Source organism: Vibrio sp. BS-M-Sm-2, assembly GCF_041504345.1.
Classification (GTDB): Bacteria; Pseudomonadota; Gammaproteobacteria; order Enterobacterales; family Vibrionaceae; genus Vibrio; species Vibrio satsumensis.
Window position 1 is genome coordinate 2,892,725 of the sequence record NZ_CP167894.1, and the last position, 18,606, is coordinate 2,911,330.

Below are 18,606 nucleotides of genomic sequence, written 5' to 3' on the forward strand. Positions count from 1 at the left end.
TTCGTCAGTAATAAAGAGTTTTTGCTAGCAATGATTCAATATTGCTAGCGATACAGAAAATAAAAAACCAGAGCATCGGCTCTGGTTTTTTTGTTTGTGGAGAAGGGGATTGATCTTAATGAATGTGGTATGCGATCACAAAATCAATAAACAATCTAACTTTCTCTGGTAGATGGTCTTTGTGGTTGTAAAGCATATAAATATCACGAGGGTTAGCGCTCCAGTCTTCTAAGACTTGTACTAAGCTGCCATCTTCAATGTATTCACGAATCATCACGTCAGGCATCAGGGTAATACCTAGGCCTTCTGAGCAAGCTTGTCTCACGACATTAAGCGCATTGGCGTTGAAACGGCCTTTCTCGCTATTTACCACCGTCTCTTCATTCGAATTACTCAGCTGCCACTTAATCAGCGGGTAGCCTTTGAGTAGCGAATGGTTCGCTAGCTCTTCAGCATGGCTTGGAGCTGGGTTCTTCGCTAAGTACTCAGGGCTCGCGATAAGAATATCTTTGACTTCACTGATTTTGCGAGCGATTAGGCTTGAATCACGCTGCGGGCCGACACGGAAAATGACATCCCACTCAGTTGGATCCAGCTGATCTGCTTGGTTGTTCATCATCAGCTCAATATTGATATCAGGGTATTGAGTCATGAATTCACTGAACATTGGCATCATCATGCGCTTGGTCAGATTTGAGGGGGCCGTAATACGAATCTTACCGGAAGCGCCTTTGCACACGTCAGTTAACTCTTCTGCGGTAGAAGAGAGACGTTGCAACAGCGGAGAGCATTCATTGAAGAAACGTTCGCCTGCCTCTGTTAAAGAAAGTTTACGCGCGTGTCTATTGAGAAGCCTAAGGTTCAAAGAATCTTCCAAGGCTTGGATGCGTCGTGTGATGGTCGCAACCGGAATCATAGTCTTGCGCGATGTTGCGGTGTAGCTCCCATTTTCAACGACGAGTCGAAAGAGGTTTAAATCATCTAATTTCATAAATCCAGACACATTTGTTTACAATCTCATCTAATTTATACGTAACAGTGAGATCAATGTTTGCGTTACGTCAACTCGTTGCACTATTTACAAGTATTCCAACCCTGGTCACGAATTACCAGCAAAGAGTGCAAATTTGTGTATTTAGCATTTTATTACTAAGTTTTATATTAGTTCTTAGAACAGATAACAATAATAATTCGACTTAGTTTTGTGAGGTTATAGATTATGTACAAAACTCACAGTCAGCCAGTAATGACCTCGGCTCAGGAAGTAATTAACCAAAAATGCGTGATGTTGGTTGATGATGATCCTATTTTTCGCCGTATAACCAGCGCGTACCTAGACAAGGTCGGTTATAAAGTGGTTGAGGCTGAAAATGGACTGGACGCTCTGCAAAAGCTTAGAGACTCAGCGCCAGATTTAATTGTGTGTGATTTATCAATGCCAATACTTGATGGCATAGAGCTTGTGGAAGAGCTCAGTTTAGAGTACCCGTCACTGCCTATGATCGTGGTGTCCGGCACTGATGATATGTCTGATGTGGCGAAAGCCTTGCGATTTGGTATTAAAGACTTTTTAGCGAAACCGTTAGAGGATCACGGTCATCTAGGAAGTGCGATTGCGAATACATTGACAGATTCGTTCGATAACATTTCAGACCAACGAGATTTTTCGAGCCAGTGGTTCTGTGTGGATGACGGGGGAGAGATCCCTGAAGACCAAGAACTGCATTGGCACCTGAATTACCTTCAAGATAATCCAAGCGCAGCAAAAGATTTACTGCATGCGCTGCTTCCAGAGAAAGATACGCGACAAGGCTCATGGCGTTGCAGTTACCGTTTACTGCAATCAACAGAGATGATGCCACTTGTGTTTGATTATGCGTGGATGATGAACGGGCAATTTGCTTTTTACCTCGTCGATTCATCGTCTTCTGATAATGGCGGCTCAGCAACAACATTGTTGGTGAGAGCGCTGTTCCACGATTACATAAGAAACAGAAAAGATTTTAATGTTGATCTCAAAGATATTGCTGAGATCTTAGAGAAGGGGATTCGTTGCTCTAAATGTTCTACCCCAGTGAATGCCTTGTTTGGTGTTGCCGACCTTGCCGAGGGAACCATCTCCATTTTACCTGCGGGCTTAGATGGGCAATGGTCGAATGGTGAATTGAATCAACATATTGCAGCAGGTGAGCGCTTGGGCGAGAACTGCAAGAAGAACTTTATAACGCGGGACCTTCCGATCGAACAGGGCTGCCAACTTTCGTTAAGCCTACTTGGAGCGGCAAGTTTTAGTTTAGACATACACCAAGGGTCTACCGATTAACCCTATATTTCCTCGGTTTTTGTGAATAATTGATTAAGGTATAGTTGCGCAAATGGTGCGGCTATGCCTTTTTTGTTAAATGTCGATTTAGCAAAGCGGGTTTGGTTCGCCAGATACTTACCTTTACTAACAAAAACAAGAAGCAATCATGGCAGATAACAAAGACTTTCAAGACCCGTTTAATGTATTCTATTTTTTAGGCTTTCTAGCCGCATTTTTAATGATCCCATTGCTACCTGCAACACTTACGTTGATCCGTGTATTCAATGGTTACGCAACATTCTAGTTAAGCTGTCGTCGCTGATTAACGATAGCTAACTCAAGGAGGCCACAATTAGCGTTCGAGTTTTAAGTCTCAATATTGCTGGTGGCCTTTGCATATTTCTCGCAGTTCTAGGGATAGTTTTACCTGTTCTGCCAACCACACCTTTTCTCCTTCTTGCTAGCGCATGCTTCATGCGAAGTAATCCGAAAGTTCATAAATGGATGCACGAGCACAAAACGCTGGGTCCTTTACTGAACAATTGGTACCAACACGGTGCCGTAACCAAACAAGTTAAAACGCGCGGCGTATTCTTTATCTTGTTGAGTTTTGCGTTATCCATCTACTTTGCCCCTATCATGTGGGTCAAGGCCTTCCTAATTTGTGTACTTGTTATTCTTCTCACATGGTTTATGCGACTTCCAACTCATGAGTTGGTTGCTGACAGCAAAGAAAATCACTACCATTAAGCCAGTGTGCCTGCTTGTACAGCGGGCGTTTATTATTTCAGCAATCAGAGTTATGACTCTCGTTGCAATGAATACCAATCGTACCTTTCCTTAATTCCAAGCGTTGATGTTTGATTCGTTGACGAGAGTTTGGAAAGCGGCCTAATGAAGTGCATAAGATTATGAACACAGAAAAAATCTCTCTGATCAAAGCAAGCATCAAAAGCATTCCTGATTACCCTAAAGCGGGTATTTTGTTCCGTGACGTAACAAGCTTGATGGAAGATCCTGCCGCGTATAAAGCGACAATCGATCTGCTAGCGGAAACATACAAGGACATGGGCTTTACTAAGATCGTTGGTACTGAAGCTCGTGGTTTCTTATTTGGTGCGCCTTTGGCACTAGAGCTAGGTGTTGGTTTCATTCCTGTCCGTAAACCTGGCAAACTGCCTCGTGAAACTGTGGCACAATCTTATGAGCTTGAGTACGGCACAGATACGCTAGAAATCCATACTGACGCTATCGTTGAAGGCGATAAAGTGTTGATGGTTGATGATTTGTTAGCAACAGGCGGTACGATTGAAGCAACAACAAAGTTGATTCGTCAACTAGGTGGTGTGGTAGAACACGCTGCATTTGTTATTAACCTTCCAGAAATCGGTGGTGACAAGCGCTTACAAGGCTTAGGTCTAGAAGTGTTTAGCATCTGCGAATTCGACGGTCACTAATCCTTTTCGGAATTATTCATGAGCTATCTTGCGTTAGCGCGAAAATGGCGACCAACCAAATTCAAAGAAGTGGTTGGTCAAGCCCATGTTTTAACAGCATTAGAGAATGCCCTTAGCCAGAATAGGTTGCACCATGCATACCTGTTCAGCGGTACACGAGGTGTTGGTAAAACAACCATCGGTCGCTTATTCGCTAAGGGACTCAACTGTGAAACAGGCATTACCTCAATCCCTTGTGGTGAATGTGCAACCTGTAAAGAGATCGATGAAGGTCGTTTTGTTGACCTGCTAGAGATTGATGCGGCATCACGTACAAAGGTAGAAGATACCCGCGAGCTTCTGGACAATGTTCAGTACAAGCCGGCACGTGGTCGCTTCAAGGTTTACCTTATCGATGAAGTACACATGCTTTCTAGGCACAGTTTCAACGCGCTTCTAAAGACGTTAGAAGAGCCGCCTGAGTATGTGAAATTCTTGCTCGCAACGACTGATCCGCAAAAGCTTCCAGTGACGATTTTGTCGCGTTGTCTGCAGTTTCATCTTAAGCCGATCAGCGTTGATAATATTCACGAACAGCTTGACCACATTCTTGAACAAGAGAGTGTGACGTCTGAACCTCGTGCGCTAGGGATGATTGCTCATGCTGCTGACGGCAGTATGCGTGATGCTCTGAGTTTAACGGATCAAGCTATCGCATTAGGCAACGGTAATGTCGTGACAGACACCGTGGCTCACATGCTCGGTACGCTAGACACCGACCAAGCTATTCACCTGCTTGAAGCGATCAGCAGTAAGCAGCCTCAAGTGGCTATGGCTTGTATTCAAAGCCTTGCTGAGAACGGCGTAGAGTGGGATGGTTTGCTGAATCAGCTTGCGACTCAACTGCATCGTCTTGCTATGTTCCAAGCTCTGCCATCCACATTAGATAAAGCACAACCAGATGCTGAGAAGCTAGAACTGTTGAGTAAGGCGCTAAGCCCTCAAGACATTCAGCTGTATTACCAGATCGTGTTGAAAGGTCGTGAAGACTTACCATTGTCGCCAACCGCTCGTGTTGGCATTGAGATGGTGGTTTTACGCATGCTGGCATTTAGACCAACTGAACAAGTGGTTGCTACGGCAATCTCGACTCAGTCGACAAGCCCAGCGCCAGCTTCTGCAGTTCAGAGTGTTGCTCAGCCAGTGAGTCAACCTGCGCCAGCTCCGAGACAGCCTGCTCAGGTGCCACAGTCAGTTCCGATGCAGCAACAGGCACCTCAGCAGCAACCTCGTCAACAGGATATGCAGCAACACAGCCAAGCACCGCAGCAGAGTCAGAGCCAATATTCAGATTCACAAGGTTACGCTGACCATTCCGGCAACCAAGGTTACCCTGAACAGGGTTACCCGCATAGTCAGTATGATGCGCCACCGGCTTATGACGAACGTCCTAGCTACGGTGCAGAGCAGCCTCAACAATCGAATTATCAGAATCAAGCGCCAGCTCAGCCGCAAAACGCTGCACCTTCAGCGCCACCTGCTTCTGCTGCTCCGCAAGGACAATCAGAACGTCCGGCTTCACCTGTCAGTGGTTTACGCCACCAATTGCGTTCTCAACGCAGGGGCAGTACAACACCGGACAGCAAAGGTTCAGCGCCAAAAAAGGCTAAAGCGACACCAGCTAAAACTTCAGTTCTTGACCGAGTTGCTCAGCAACACGGTGGCTCTGAGCGGGTGTCGCCAGCTTCTTTATCTGCCTCCTCTGCAGAAAAGGTAACCAATGATAATGAACCTTATCGCTGGAAACCGTCTAAACCTGTAGTGAAAGAGGTGAGCAAAGAGCTTACACCTACTCAGATCAAGCGTGCGTTAGAGCATATTAAGACACCAGAAATGGTCGATAAATTGCTTCAAGAGTCGATTGCTCAAGATGAATGGTCCGCCACGATTCAAAAGCTAGAGACAGCCAAGCTTGTTGAACAGTTAGCATTGAACTCAGTGTTTGCTAAAAACGACACATCAATCACTTTAACGTTAAGAGCGAGCCAAGCTCACTTGAATACGGACCGCGCGCAGAGCGAACTATTACAGTCGCTCAATACTGTGCTCGGAGAAGAGTGTCATTTGAGTGTTGAAATCGGTGATGGTGGAGAAACGCCACTAGAATTACGAGAAAGGTTGTACCAAGGCAAGTTGAAAGACGCGTTTACCAGTTTGGAAAACGATGCCAACGTACAGTTTATCGAAAGACGTTTTGCTGCAGAACTCGACAGAGACAGCGTTCGTCCTATCTAGAATACTTTCTCGTTTAGTGACCGGCATATCATCCCAGATAAGCAAATCTGAGAACTGAACATCGAGGGGTTGAATCACACTGGCTTAACCCCCATTTAAGCACGTATAGCTTAATTAATTTTAATAAACCAATTAGACCAGAGAGTATTAACATGTTTGGTAAAGGCGGTATGGGCAACATGATGAAGCAAGCCCAGCAAATGCAAGAGCGCATGCAAAAGCTTCAAGAAGAAATCGCAAATATGGAAGTTACAGGTGAGTCAGGTGCTGGCCTTGTAAAAGTAACGATCACTGGTAGCCACAGCGTTCGCCGTGTTGATATCGATGAAAGCCTAATGGAAGACGATAAAGAGATGCTTGAAGATCTTATCGCTGCTGCTTTCAACGATGCGGCTCGTCGCGTTGAAGAAACTCAAAAAGAGAAAATGGCTAGCGTAACTGGCGGAATGCAACTTCCACCAGGTATGAAGATGCCTTTCTAAGAAACTATTTCTAAAGGTTTATTCAAGCTGCGGTTTATCTTGAGTAAACCGTTACTTGAAAATTAGAACGGTTAAATATGCGTACCAGTCATATGCTGGAGCATTTGATGGAGGCCTTACGTTGTCTACCTGGGGTTGGCCCCAAGTCGGCGCAGCGTATGGCCTTTCATTTGTTACAGCGCGATAGAAAAGGCGGCCTACAGTTGGCTGAAGCTCTTAGCCAAGCAATGACCGAAATTGGTCACTGTAATGAGTGCCGTACTTTTACTGAAGAAGATACTTGCCACATTTGTACCAATCCTAAACGTCAGGAAAATGGTCAAATCTGTGTAGTAGAGAGCCCTGCAGACATTGCAGCTATCGAAGCAACTGGCCAATACTCTGGTCGTTACTTTGTTCTTATGGGTCACCTTTCACCACTTGATGGCATTGGTCCAAGTGATATCGGTCTCGATGTGCTGGACTACCGCTTACGACGTGGTGATATCTCTGAAGTAATCCTAGCGACCAACCCGACAGTTGAAGGGGAAGCGACAGCGCACTACATTGCTGAGCTATGTAATGCCCATGAAGTGAACGCAAGCCGTATCGCTCATGGTGTTCCCGTTGGTGGTGAGCTAGAGCTGGTGGATGGCACCACGCTTTCGCACTCCTTACTCGGTCGTCATAAGATCTAAAAAAGCCGCTTGGTGAATTATCACTGAGCGGCTTTTTCTTTATTAAGGCAGTCTGAATATCTTCCCTATATTCACTTTAGCTGAATATCACTATCTAATTAGAAGCGGTAATCGACAGACACAGTAAACTCGCTGTTGTTTGGTACAGATAGTTCAATTAAATTGCCTTCAGAATATGATTCGAACATATGACGGTATTGGAAATCGGCAGAAACGTTTTTCATGATCTTGTATTGAACACCGGCTTGTAAACCGTACACAAAGTCAGTTTCTTTAGATTTAGCTGAACCATTCTCTGAAGAGTCAATTAGATCAATATACTCGCCTTTAAAAGTGTTTTGTGTCATACCAACCGTCGCGCCACCAAATACGGAGAACTGAGAGTTAATGGCGTGAATATAGTCATAAGATAAAAGGAACTCTGTCTGAGCTAAATCTAGATTAATTTCGTCCTGATCCTCACGGCTATGCCATAGTTCATTGTCACCAGTAAAGTTAATCGTACCAGTAATTCTGTGGTTTTCTTGAATGTAAGCACCGCCACGAATATGGAAAGCAGCGCCTTTGGCTGTTTTACTTTCTTTAAAGCCAGGTCCAGTGATTTGAGCTTTAGCTGAGTGGTAACCCAAACCACCACCAACAAAAAACTCGGTTTTAATTGGTTCTGGCATTAATTCAGGGGTTGGTACCGATTCGTTAGCGAAAGCTGTTGTTGCCGTTAAAGAAGAAAGAGCTAGTACAAGTAGTGTTTTTTTCATTGTTATGTCCATCGGTATAGGGAATGGGGTGCATTATGCGCAGCACTGACAACTGCGGCTAATGATTCAATGGAATAGCCCTGTTAACCAAAAGTTATCAAGCTAGAGGTGACCGATGTGATAGGAAGATACAGGTAGAGCTTTATAAGTAACTAAACGACATAAAACACAAAGCCGCTAATTTAACGGCCTTGCATTTATTTAACGTAGGTTTTTATTGAGTTATAGGACTTAATCTGAACCTCTCACTGCTTTGTAGATCATTGCGCCAATCACGGCACCAATAATCGGTGCAACCCAGAATAGCCATAATTGCGACACAGCCCAATCACCGACAAACACAGCTACGCCAGTACTTCGAGCGGGGTTCACTGAGGTGTTGGTTACAGGAATGCTGATAAGGTGAATTAGGGTTAAACATAGACCGATAGCGATAGGTGCGAATCCAGCCGGTGCTTTTGAATCGGTTGCGCCCATGATCACAAACAAGAACACCATGGTCATGATGACCTCACAGACGAGTGCAGCGGTAAGTGAATAGCCTCCAGGCGAGTGTTCACCATAACCATTTGAAGCAAAGCCTGATGAGACAACGTCAAAACCTGCTTGGCCGGAAGCTATAACAAATAGCACGCCACCCGCGATAATACCGCCAATCACTTGGGCAATAATATAAGGCGCAACATCTTTGCCATCAAAGCGACCACCACTCCATAGACCGATGGTGACAGCTGGGTTGAGGTGACAACCTGATATATGCCCAATAGCAAAGGCCATGGTGAGTACGGTTAAACCAAAGGCGAGGGAGACCCCGAGTAAGCCGATACCTACATCGGGAAAAGCAGCGGCCAACACGGCGCTACCACAACCACCTAATACCAACCAAAATGTACCGAACATTTCTGCGATATACCTATTCATAACTATCCTTATTAATCTTTACCAGTATCAATAAGATAGTTTAAATTTATCAAAGTTGTGAAATCTTGGGCATATATAAAAAGAAAAGTATTGTTAGGTTATTGCTTCGAGCTCAATAAGGTTATCAAGTGCTTCTTGATCTGTTTTTCCACAGATGACAGGACAAGCTTTAAATTGGTGACACACCTTGGGGCGTGAAGACTGACCAAATAGCTTACAGAGATTTTGCTCATTTAATTGAATGCAACGCACGCCAGCAGGCTTACCATCTGGCAACTAATTGTATTTATTTCAATCAGGGACCTCTAGTCATCTGCAAAAACTAAACGAAAAACGCATTTTTATCTGATGTGAGGTGATAAAGTTAAATAAAACAACTGGTTGAAATAGATAATGAAAGAATTGATTATCGAGCTTGCTGAGAAATGGCACAGTTATTATGAATTAAAACATGTTGATAGCTCTAATAGAGCTGATGAGCTAATTAATAAGAAACTAAAAAACGTATTAGTTCAGACAAATGAACGATTAGGTTTTAAGTCGTTGGTTGTTGGGGCGTCAAGTGGAGAGGGGAACATTACAAGAGGACCATGGTTTGCTAGCTTTGACTCTAGGATTACTAACAAGGCTACACATGGGTTTTATGTTGTTTTTCTATTCTCAACAGACATGAACACGATAACGCTTGAGCTAGGGCTAGGTGCAACACAATTTACTCGCTTTTATGGGCAGAACAAACAAGCATTACAAGAAATAAGAAATGCAGCTTTGAGAATGCAGTTACATGCGATGCCATACTTGAATAGCATCGGTGATGTTGATTTTGTAAGTCGAGTTAATCTTGGGGTTTCTAAAATAACGGATAAGCGAGGTTATAGCCTTCAAAGAGGGTATGAAGAGGGGGCTGTACTGCACATTACGTATGACATCAACGAGTCGTTGGATGAAGACCATTTAATCAGAGATTACGATAAGTTCGTTCGTATTTATCAGTCGATGGTAGAGGATAAGGCAACACCGGATAATGACGCCTTACTTTCAATCTCGATACAGCCCGAACAATTATTATCTAAAGCTACCGATGCTGAATTTGTAGACTTTGTGCCTAGAGTAGCTTCAGAAATGAAGAACTCATCAGGTGGCTCTTCTAAAAGTAATAACTCCAAACGTTCTTCAAACCGAACTACTAAAGAAATTGGCGACTGGGGTGAGGCATACATTTTAAAGCGCGAAATTGAACATTTGTCACTAAATGGAAGAGAAGACCTTGCAGTTAAAGTCGTTCATGAAGAAGCCCAAAATAATAGACCAGGATGGGACATTACATCTTATGACGTAGATGGAAGCATTAAGCGGATAGAGGTTAAATCCACCGTTTCAAATAGTATGAGTAGTCTCAATTTAACTGCTAACGAGTTGAATGCGTCGGAGGAGTTTGGGGATAGTTATTTTCTTTATCTACTCACTGGTGTAAATGCAAAAGGTGCTAAAAAGGTAGAAGTACTACAAAATCCTTTCAAGTTAATTAGTTCTGGTGTTGTGCAAGTAAAACCAAGTGCTTACGAACTGAAACTGTATGGAAGTGAGTAACTTTGGAGTGTTTTTTGGAAGATTCAGGTTTTAGTAATAGATTAAAGTTCTCAGACTGGAGTAATGCTTCAATACCTTCTGTATCAGCTGGAGTTTATGCCATTTGGAATAAGGATACATTGCTCTACTGTGGTATGTCTGGAAGAGAAATCGAGAAAGCTATTGCCCTGGGGAAAAGCAAATACGGAATGGTAACAAGACTAAATAGCCATGCTTCGGGACGCTTAAGTGGTGACCAATTTTGTGTCTATGTTGCCAATAGGCTAGTCATACCACTTCTAACACAATCGGATTTAATGGACTTTTCTACAGGTAAGTTAACGCTTGATAAATTAACTAAGAAGTACGTTAGAGATAACTTAGACTATCAGTATCTACTAGTTCAAAGTAGTGCAGAGGCAAGGTTAATGGAGGACAAGGCGCGACGTGGTGAGGTTTTTGGTGTGAAACCACTCTTAAACCCTTTGTAGCTCCTTTATTTGATAGAGCTGTATTTAAAATCGCATACAAAAGCTATCAACCGAACCTGGCTTAACTGTCAGAGTCGATGAGGAGCTTGCCTGGAAAGTGTCACCAATACATTAATCGCCCTAGCAGAAATGCTGGGGCGTTTTTGTATCTATCGTTATGCTCTTTTGGGTGGGCGGTGCTTTGTCCTATCTGTGCAGGAGTATGAGTACCTGTATCTTTCCCATTCTCTGAGCTCAAATTGGGTTAGGACTCTTCTAATTTTCCTTTGTGGGGTAACTTCGCCCGTCTCAAAGTCGATAACGTCAGCTAGTGTAAAAGTGTCCAAGTTATAAATAACACTATTGGCTCTACAAGCGTCAGACCATTCACAAGCCTTTTCGTAGCTTCCCAGTGCGTAGACTGCGAGTTTAAATCGCTTTTCAAGGTAATGCGTCGTACAGGCCATAAATGAGGGTGAGAGCATAGTTACAGCTTCACCTTTGTGGTTTGCTACCGTCCGAGTTAAATCACGTTCATTGAGCACATTGAATAGTCTCCCTAGGCTGCTTTTTGAGTGGGTGGTGACTTCTTCAATCTCACGAAGACTCTTGTTGGTAAAGCAATTGTCTTTCTTGTCAAAGACTTTTCTTGACTGTTTGTTTCTAGAATGCACCAAGCTGAGTAATAGCTGATGTTGAGGTTTAGTTAAAGGGTGTTTTTCTCCTTTCTTTTGCATGATGTTCTCCTAAGTTTTTGGGACATTGAAATCTCCATTAACATAAATAAAAACAATTGGTTAGATTGTTTTTGTGAGTAAAATGCTATTGTATGTAAGTAAATTCATAAAAGGCTTGTCTGACCTTTGACGTTTCACCAAATAACTAGCAACAAAAAACACACCCTTTAAGATGGCAAATTACCATCAAGGTGTGCTTTAGTGTGTGTATGTTGATACCACTTCGTATCGGGCGAAACCATAACAAAAAGCATACAGAATGTCAATCTGTATGAGATGGTTGCAATAGTAAAGTATTGTTTTTAATGACTGAAATTGTAAGGGGTGACGGGGGGAATGTGGCAAGGTTATTTTAACCTTAAATTTTTTCCTAAAAATCGAAGTCTCGGTATTAAGGTACCCTGATTAACAAAGTAGAAAATTTATCAGGATTTCCGCCTATCACTCACCTTTTTCCTTCTTTGCTTTTTCTTGAATAAGGTTTTGAAAGCGCTCCGCTGCTTCTGTTGTGATTGTGACAGTTGAGTTCTGAATGGTGACTACAGACGAGCTTCCTCCCATCGTTAAAAAATGAACCGTGTACCCATCACATTTAAAGAGAGTGTTGTAAAAGTAAATGTCCGCTTTACACGATTTTATGTACTTAACTGTTAGCTCTGGATTGAACTGGTAATTCACAGCAGCAATAGCTTGATTTCCAAATGAGAAGAAAATCAAAAAAGTTTTATACAACCTACTAAGTTTCATTAATTTTGATTCCAGTCTGATTCGTTTTGTTTTTGTTGCTCGGTTATTGGCTTTTTAGCTTCGTGAACGAATGAGCTAATTATGCGAGCAAATAAAATTACCAGAATCAAGCCGCTGACTATCATAAATAACCCTAGGTAACTTCCAAATAGCACAGCTATAGCAGGGATAAAAATAGGACATAAAATACAGATTATGACTATTAAAAGAAAAGGTATCATCACTTGACCTTATTCAAACAAAAATGGTCGCAAAGTGTACATTTAGAATGGCATGTTGTAAATGGGTTTTATTTTGGCTGTGTACTTTAACAGTGATTCAAAAGCATACCTTATGAGACTGTACATAAAGCTGTCTCAAAAGTCTTGAATTCTAGCTTTGATACATGTAATGCTGAAAGTATTAAGAGGTTTTGAGACAAAGGGGTAAGCATGGCACACGTTGGATACATTCGAGTTAGTACAGTTGAGCAATCCACCAGCAGACAGTTAGCTGATGTGAAACTGGATAAGGTGTTCGAGGAAAAGGTTTCAGCAAAGACAGTAGACAGACCACAGCTACAGGCGTGCTTGGAATACGTTAGGGATGGTGATGTGCTACATGTTCACAGCCTAGACCGTATCTGTCGCAGTGGTGCTGGTGATGCGGTAGGGCTGGTGGAACAGATGAACAAGAAAGGTGTATCTGTGCAGTTCCACAAGGAAGGAATGAGATTCGATGGTGCTATGAGTGCAGCACAGAAAGGTGTGCTAGGGATACTGGCAGCAGTGGCACAGATGGAAAGGGAGCTGATTAAAGAGCGTCAGGCTGAGGGTATTGCAGCAGCCAAGGCAGCAGGTAAGCACATCGGTAGACCTAAAGCACAGGTGACGAAAGAGGATGTCCAGAAGCTATTAGATAATGGTGTGCCAAAAGCTAAAGCAGCCAAGGAGTTAGGGATTGGTAGAGCTACACTGTATAGGTTACTTGGTGCACAATGATGGTATAATCACGACACTAGTGTTTAGTGAGTAACCTAATGATAAAAAAGATTTTCCTGTGGAAACTAAAAGCGATAGCAAAGAAAGCTAATACTGGCAGAGTCGCACGTAGCGGAGAGGAAGCTAAAGCAGTTGATTGCTACAGTATTACGATGACGAATAAAGATGGTCGTTATCTGGTCGAGCGCATAAGTGCCAACAAGATTCATGTACTAGAGTTGAACCAAGAAGGAACTAGGTTCGATAAACAAGTAGAGTTGAATGTCGATTCCTTTGATGAGTACGACTACGACATCACTCACTACTATGGAACCGTAAACATAGGTTACGAAAGCCGAAGTGAGTTCTTGCTGAATGAACTTACAGGTTTATACATTCTTAGAGCTAAGTGGAGTTCTTCGAAGTATCTAATCCCTGCATGGTGGTGGCGAAGGAAAAGATTACCAATGCCAACAAGAGAAGCAGCACTCAAAGCGGTACTGGATTTGTCTGAGACGCAGGGTCATAGGAAAGTCGATACATTGAAACTTATGTATGAAATCTACACCTCAAAAGCAATTCATAACAGGAAGTATCATGATTTGTTTAATCGGTTAGAACTGGTGCTTGCTTCATTAGCAGAGTCAGATGAATTATCGGTGCAGGGGTACGGTGAGCATCTGGTGAAAGGAAAGGCGCTAGTAACTTATGAGCATCTTAAGGAAGAAAGGGAGAAAGAGGAAAAATCAAAGAGACAAGCTAATACAATGAAGTGGCTAACTGTAGTTTTGGCTACAACAGCAGCATTCCAATCTGGCTTGATTGAAACAAGTTATCATACGAATGTTGATTGGATTATTGAGCCAGTGTATCAAGCTATACAACTAGCAAAGGAATGGATTAGTAACGTGGCACTTTAGTGTGGCACTCATACAAAAACAGCGCTATCTCAGAAGGCGATAACCTAGTGAAATAAAGCTGTTTCCAAACATTGGTGGAGCTAGCGGGAGTCTTTTTAGAGGTTGGTTAGTCAAACTCTAAGACAACAGGTTGTTCATTCGTATCAGTATGAATCAATTCCCACCTTGTGAAATCACTACTAATCTCAAACTTATCGTCGAACGTGAACCATTGGTTACCCTCGGTTGGGTATTTGATGGTTATCGACTTGAAAGCATGCAGTAATTGTGTGTTGAATTCTTCACGTTCTAGGTCGGTAGATGGCTGTTCAAGCTGAATGTCAGTGTAACCCTGGACTTCGGCTTCTAGCTTCTCTTTGGTCGCTTCTAGTTCATTCAGTTGCGCTTCAAGCTGGTCTATTTTTGCTTTACCACGCTTGGTTGGAGCTTCACCTAGAATGTCGTAGAGATTATCCACTTTCTTTTCTAGTTGCTCGTACTGCATAACAAGAGCTTCAAGTTGACTCTTTTTTGCTTCGACTTCTGAAAGGTTAGACCTAAACAACTCACTACTAACAGACTCAAGAAAGTCTAAGAAGATAGGCTCAAACTTGTTGTAATTGATGTTCTTAGAATTAGGACATGCAACCCTTCCTTTAGCTTGGCGGTTCTTACACATCAAATGCCCTGACCATGTTGGTCGAGACGGTCTAGGCGCAACATACACAAGATTAGAGCCGCACTCACCACATACAAATAACGAACGGAACAAATTCTTTGAGTTCTTAGCCCCTGATTTACGGGTTGTCTTTAACGTACTTTGAACTTTCCAGAAGTCAGTATCACTTATGATGCCATGTTCTACGATGCGTTCATCTTTACGTAGGCGAGCGATGGCGCTAGGAGACCATGAAGGGAATGATTGATGGGCATTCTTGATACCTTTGCCTGCTTTGAGGAGTTTGTAGATACCTCTAATTTCGTCAGCAATGTCGCCTTTTACTGTGTAACCTTTTCTATCTGCATTGAGCTTGAGGTACTTAGGGCAAACGGAGTTTTGCGCTACTCCATTCTCTTTGCAAGTCGCCCAGTATTCTTTTGCTCGTTTACTTTTCTTGTCTGATTCTTCACGGCTAGTAGCTGATTTCACCAATTGAATTAATGATGTCTCCAGTGAATCGTCAGAGTGCGTGTAAATTTTACCGTCAGATACAGTTACAAGGTCAGCATGCTCAGTGATGCTGTTTATGATTGTTTGGCTATCACGAATCGAGGCTCTGCTTATGCGGTCAATAGCTTCACATAGGATTGTTATGGGCTTTTGGTAAACACTGTTTTCCAGGTCATGCACTAGTTGACCTAATTCGCCTTCCAGCTGTTTTGAGTGGTAAGCAGATGTACCTTTGTCGGTGTAGGTGTGGTTGGGTGATGGTAGCTTATGGGTTAGCCTGTATGTGTCACAGAGCCTTAATTGACGTTCTATTGATGAACCATCACGTTGTTTGGATGAGCTGAATCTGGCGTAGTAGAGGACTGTTGTCATGTCACTTTCTCAAGATAAATAAGATTAGCCATCGCCTCCTCATTTGTCTTTCCACAGAAGTCGAGTTCTGCCTTGAAATCACTACATACTTGAGGGCGTTCAGGCTTGCCAAAAATGGTACACAAGTTCCCGTCGTCAAGGTACTCACAACGTATGTTAGCAGGTTTACCTAAAGAACTAATAGTAGGTGCAATACAGCAAGCACCACAACCAAGTCTGCATTCCATAAGTTATTGTTTACCTTTGCTCAATAGATTACCAGCAGGCTTGCCATTTGGCATTCCAGGAATAGCAGATGTAATACTTGGAGCGACACAGCATGCTCCACAACCTAGGCGACATTCCATCAAATTAAACTCACTAAATAACAGGGTGCGCGATAGTAGCAAAAAATGATGAGAGTGACAGCTGTTGATTGAATCAAAGAATGAACAATTATTATCCTTGAACTTTTTATGGGCTAGCGGTATAACACGCACCCCAGTAAAAGAGTAAGAAGTAATCCTATGACGAATCCATTTTGGCAAGAAAAGACACTAGAACAAATGACCGAGAATGAGTGGGAATCACTGTGTGACGGTTGTGGTAAGTGTTGTCTACATAAGCTAATGGATGAAGATAGCGATGAAGTGTACTACACCAATGTAGCGTGTAGCTGGTTAAACGACAAAACATGTTCATGTAAAGATTACCCGAACCGCTTCACTTCAGGTGAAGAGTGTTTGAAGCTGACTCGTGACAAGATCGATGAATTCCATTGGTTGCCAGATACTTGTGCCTATCGTCTTCTATCTGAATCTAAGCCGATCCCTGAATGGCACCCATTGATCACGGGTTCTAAATCAGAGATGCATGCAGCTGGTGAAAGTGTTCGTAATAAAGTGGTTTACGAAATTGATGTTGTTGATTGGGAAGACCACATCTTGAACCACCCAAATCGTTAATGATTAAAGAAAAACAGTCGCTCAATAGCGGCTGTTTTGCTATTTGGCGTCACCTAAATTTGAAACTTACTTAGTTTAAAGGCTTAAAGGTTTAAAACAAAAAACGCCCCGAAGGGCGCTAAAGTTAAACGAGCAAAAAAGATTCAGGCTAGTTTACTTGTTGTTTAATGTACTCACCTAGTTCTGAGTGGTGCATGATTTTCGAAACTGGCAGTATCTTTTCAGCAGGACCCCAAGCAAACACGTTCACTGGTGTGTGAGTGTGTGTACCTGTACCCCAAACGATGTTTTGACCTGTTGCTTGTTCTCGAGCAAGTAGGTTGCCACGGTCGTTATATGGGAAGAATGCATCGAAATCGTTGATAGCAGGCACTTCTTCTGCCGACAAATATTTGTGCTGAGCCAATCGGTATGGGTTCGGCTTACTTGCTAATACATTTTTCGCTTGTTCAGCTGTAATAGGGAACTCACTGCTTTTGTTGACGATCTCAGCGAGCTTTTCAGGTGTTTGCTGCGCTTTATCCAGCTTCTGAAATTCGCTGATCATGCCGTAGTAGCTTTGCTTCTGATTATATAAACCATCGAGAATATCGAATGCACCAAAGTTAAAGTTAGGTGCATAGTCGCGGTCGGCGAAGGCTTCACCAGAACGTTTCTGTGGTTTTGGTAGGTCGTTAGAAGAGTAGCTGAAGCCAAAAGATCCTGTTTCATGGTCTGCAGTTACAATCACGATCGTGTCTTCACGATCTTTTGCCCATTCATACACTGTTTGGATCGCTTCATCAAATTTGAGCAGTTCATGCAGCATAGTGCCTGCATCGTTACTGTGTCCCGCCCAATCTATTTGGCCGCCTTCGACCATTAGGAAAAAGCCATCTTCATCTTTGGATAGGATGTTGAGCGCTTTTTGTGTCATCTCTTTCAGGCTTGGCTGAGTTCGTTCGCCACTCTTTTTCTTGTTGCTGTAAGCGATGCCATCATCCATGCCTGAGTAGGCGAACAGGCCAAGTAGTTTATCGCCCTTAGCGTCGTCTAGCATGTTGCGATTAAACGCCAGTTGGTAGCCGTCTTTTTCTGCTTCAGTCAGCAGGTTACGGTCGTCTTTACGCTTCGATTTGAGATAAACATCACCTTGAGTTAGTTTTTCAAGTTGCTTATAGGTTTCACCTTTGTCGTTGGTCGATTTAGGGATCCAATGACGCAGTCCTCCAGAGAGCATCACATCAGCGCCGGTTGCTAGCATATCAGATGCAATTTGATTCTCTAAAGAACGGTGAGGTTGGTGAGCGGCGAAAGAAGCAGGGGTCGCGTGAGTTAAGCGCGTGTCGGAAACTAAGCCGGTCGCTTTGCCTGCTTTTTTCGCTTTCTCAAGTACTGTCTCAACATGGTTACCCTGAGAATCGATACCGATCACCTCTGAACCGCTGTAGATACCCGTTGCAAGCATGGTCGCAGAGCAAGCTGAATCCACTACGATTGCGTCTTCCGGATGCGTTAGGGATGAACCAATAACCCCTTCTTGAGCAAGTTGATAAATGGCCGTTTTGTTCCCTTTATAGATTGAATTTGGCGCTTGGTTTGCGTAGGTTTCCAATAAGCCAACTTGCTGAGGTCCCATACCGTCGCCGATCATCAGAATGACATTTTTGATTTCTGCTGAAAGTACGTTGAATGAGAGTGTAGAGGTTACCACTGCGGTAACAATTGGTTTCATAAAGTGCTTCATTAGTTATCCCTTTTTATATAAGCGGGATGATTAGAACACCGATTTGTGTCAAAGTCGTTTCATATTTATTTCATCAATATGAAATTGAGCAATAACTCAAGTTTTTAGAAAAGCATAAAAAAAGGCTCACATCTCTGT

Annotated in this window: 21 protein-coding genes and 1 pseudogene; 12 read left to right on the plus strand and 10 right to left on the minus strand. The window is 42.9% G+C overall.

Annotated features, from left to right (window positions below):
• Positions 1–115: 115 nt before the first annotated feature.
• The gene (locus AB8613_RS13345) at positions 116–991 is read right to left on the minus strand and encodes a LysR family transcriptional regulator (protein ID WP_017067604.1); all 876 of its coding nucleotides are present in this window, start codon (positions 989–991) and stop codon (positions 116–118) included.
• Between the two features lie 228 nt (positions 992–1,219).
• Here AB8613_RS13345 and AB8613_RS13350 point away from each other — a divergent pair, with 228 nt between their 5' ends.
• The 7 genes from AB8613_RS13350 to recR all read left to right on the plus strand — a co-directional run bounded on the left by AB8613_RS13350 (position 1,220) and on the right by recR (position 7,195).
• Positions 1,220–2,323 (plus strand): response regulator, encoded by a 1,104-nt coding sequence (locus AB8613_RS13350; protein ID WP_048669227.1) that lies wholly within the window; start codon positions 1,220–1,222, stop codon positions 2,321–2,323.
• 148 nt (positions 2,324–2,471) lie between these two features.
• Positions 2,472–2,609 carry a hypothetical protein gene (locus tag AB8613_RS13355; RefSeq protein WP_017067606.1) on the plus strand — a complete coding sequence of 46 codons (138 nt, stop codon included), beginning with the start codon at positions 2,472–2,474 and terminating at the stop codon, positions 2,607–2,609.
• Between the two features lie 74 nt (positions 2,610–2,683).
• Positions 2,684–3,055, plus strand: coding sequence for a YbaN family protein (locus AB8613_RS13360; protein WP_146492282.1), 372 nt, complete (start codon positions 2,684–2,686; stop codon positions 3,053–3,055).
• Positions 3,056–3,216: 161 nt separating this feature from the next.
• Positions 3,217–3,762: an adenine phosphoribosyltransferase gene (gene apt, locus AB8613_RS13365; protein ID WP_019823185.1), complete on the plus strand. Its 546-nt coding sequence runs from the start codon at positions 3,217–3,219 to the stop codon at positions 3,760–3,762.
• Positions 3,763–3,780: 18 nt separating this feature from the next.
• Positions 3,781–6,036, plus strand: coding sequence for a DNA polymerase III subunit gamma/tau (gene dnaX, locus AB8613_RS13370; protein ID WP_372383936.1), 2,256 nt, complete (start codon positions 3,781–3,783; stop codon positions 6,034–6,036).
• A gap of 152 nt (positions 6,037–6,188) precedes the next feature.
• Positions 6,189–6,518 (plus strand): YbaB/EbfC family nucleoid-associated protein, encoded by a 330-nt coding sequence (locus AB8613_RS13375; RefSeq protein ID WP_017062338.1) that lies wholly within the window; start codon positions 6,189–6,191, stop codon positions 6,516–6,518.
• 77 nt (positions 6,519–6,595) lie between these two features.
• Positions 6,596–7,195 carry a recombination mediator RecR gene (gene recR / locus AB8613_RS13380; protein ID WP_019823189.1) on the plus strand — a complete coding sequence of 200 codons (600 nt, stop codon included), beginning with the start codon at positions 6,596–6,598 and terminating at the stop codon, positions 7,193–7,195.
• A gap of 98 nt (positions 7,196–7,293) precedes the next feature.
• Here the strand turns inward: recR and AB8613_RS13385 are convergent, their stop codons facing one another.
• The 3 genes from AB8613_RS13385 to AB8613_RS13395 form a co-directional block, all read right to left on the minus strand.
• A complete protein-coding gene (locus AB8613_RS13385) occupies positions 7,294–7,953 on the minus strand; it encodes a porin family protein (protein ID WP_372383937.1) in 660 nt (219 codons plus the stop codon).
• A 231-nt stretch (positions 7,954–8,184) separates the two neighbouring features.
• On the minus strand, positions 8,185–8,874 hold the full coding sequence (gene aqpZ / locus AB8613_RS13390) for an aquaporin Z (protein ID WP_146492280.1): 690 nt from the start codon (positions 8,872–8,874) through the stop codon (positions 8,185–8,187).
• Positions 8,875–8,967: 93 nt separating this feature from the next.
• Positions 8,968–9,150 (minus strand): Fe-S-cluster oxidoreductase, encoded by a 183-nt coding sequence (locus tag AB8613_RS13395; protein WP_372383938.1) that lies wholly within the window; start codon positions 9,148–9,150, stop codon positions 8,968–8,970.
• A 117-nt stretch (positions 9,151–9,267) separates the two neighbouring features.
• On the opposite strand from AB8613_RS13395, the gene AB8613_RS13400 reads away from it, so the two are divergent.
• Complete coding sequence (locus tag AB8613_RS13400; protein ID WP_372383939.1) at positions 9,268–10,464, plus strand: MrcB family domain-containing protein; 1,197 nt, start codon at positions 9,268–9,270, stop codon at positions 10,462–10,464.
• A 14-nt stretch (positions 10,465–10,478) separates the two neighbouring features.
• Complete coding sequence (locus AB8613_RS13405; RefSeq protein ID WP_372383940.1) at positions 10,479–10,934, plus strand: hypothetical protein; 456 nt, start codon at positions 10,479–10,481, stop codon at positions 10,932–10,934.
• A 155-nt stretch (positions 10,935–11,089) separates the two neighbouring features.
• Here the strand turns inward: AB8613_RS13405 and AB8613_RS13410 are convergent, their stop codons facing one another.
• On the minus strand, positions 11,090–11,650 hold the full coding sequence (locus tag AB8613_RS13410; RefSeq protein ID WP_372383941.1) for a MarR family transcriptional regulator: 561 nt from the start codon (positions 11,648–11,650) through the stop codon (positions 11,090–11,092).
• Positions 11,651–12,091: 441 nt separating this feature from the next.
• The gene (locus AB8613_RS13415) at positions 12,092–12,397 is read right to left on the minus strand and encodes a hypothetical protein (protein ID WP_372383942.1); all 306 of its coding nucleotides are present in this window, start codon (positions 12,395–12,397) and stop codon (positions 12,092–12,094) included.
• Positions 12,398–12,828: 431 nt separating this feature from the next.
• On the opposite strand from AB8613_RS13415, the gene AB8613_RS13420 reads away from it, so the two are divergent.
• The gene (locus AB8613_RS13420; RefSeq protein ID WP_372383943.1) at positions 12,829–13,377 is read left to right on the plus strand and encodes a recombinase family protein; all 549 of its coding nucleotides are present in this window, start codon (positions 12,829–12,831) and stop codon (positions 13,375–13,377) included.
• Positions 13,378–13,415: 38 nt separating this feature from the next.
• Positions 13,416–14,276 (plus strand): hypothetical protein, encoded by an 861-nt coding sequence (locus AB8613_RS13425; RefSeq protein ID WP_372383944.1) that lies wholly within the window; start codon positions 13,416–13,418, stop codon positions 14,274–14,276.
• A 106-nt stretch (positions 14,277–14,382) separates the two neighbouring features.
• On the opposite strand, the gene AB8613_RS13430 is transcribed toward AB8613_RS13425, so the two are convergent.
• The 3 genes and pseudogenes from AB8613_RS13430 to AB8613_RS13440 all read right to left on the minus strand — a co-directional run.
• On the minus strand, positions 14,383–15,798 hold the full coding sequence (locus tag AB8613_RS13430) for a recombinase family protein (protein WP_372383945.1): 1,416 nt from the start codon (positions 15,796–15,798) through the stop codon (positions 14,383–14,385).
• The gene (locus AB8613_RS13435) at positions 15,795–16,025 is read right to left on the minus strand and encodes a YkgJ family cysteine cluster protein (RefSeq protein WP_372383946.1); all 231 of its coding nucleotides are present in this window, start codon (positions 16,023–16,025) and stop codon (positions 15,795–15,797) included. Before AB8613_RS13435 ends, AB8613_RS13430 begins: the two co-directional genes overlap by 4 nt.
• Before the next feature lie 30 nt (positions 16,026–16,055).
• A pseudogene (locus tag AB8613_RS13440) lies at positions 16,056–16,145 on the minus strand (YkgJ family cysteine cluster protein); the annotation flags it as partial.
• Between the two features lie 159 nt (positions 16,146–16,304).
• Between AB8613_RS13440 and AB8613_RS13445 the strand changes: the two are divergent.
• Complete coding sequence (locus AB8613_RS13445; protein WP_285953179.1) at positions 16,305–16,742, plus strand: YcgN family cysteine cluster protein; 438 nt, start codon at positions 16,305–16,307, stop codon at positions 16,740–16,742.
• 148 nt (positions 16,743–16,890) lie between these two features.
• On the opposite strand, the gene AB8613_RS13450 is transcribed toward AB8613_RS13445, so the two are convergent.
• Positions 16,891–18,468 (minus strand): alkaline phosphatase, encoded by a 1,578-nt coding sequence (locus AB8613_RS13450; RefSeq protein ID WP_372383947.1) that lies wholly within the window; start codon positions 18,466–18,468, stop codon positions 16,891–16,893.
• Between the last annotated feature and the right edge of the window lie 138 nt (positions 18,469–18,606).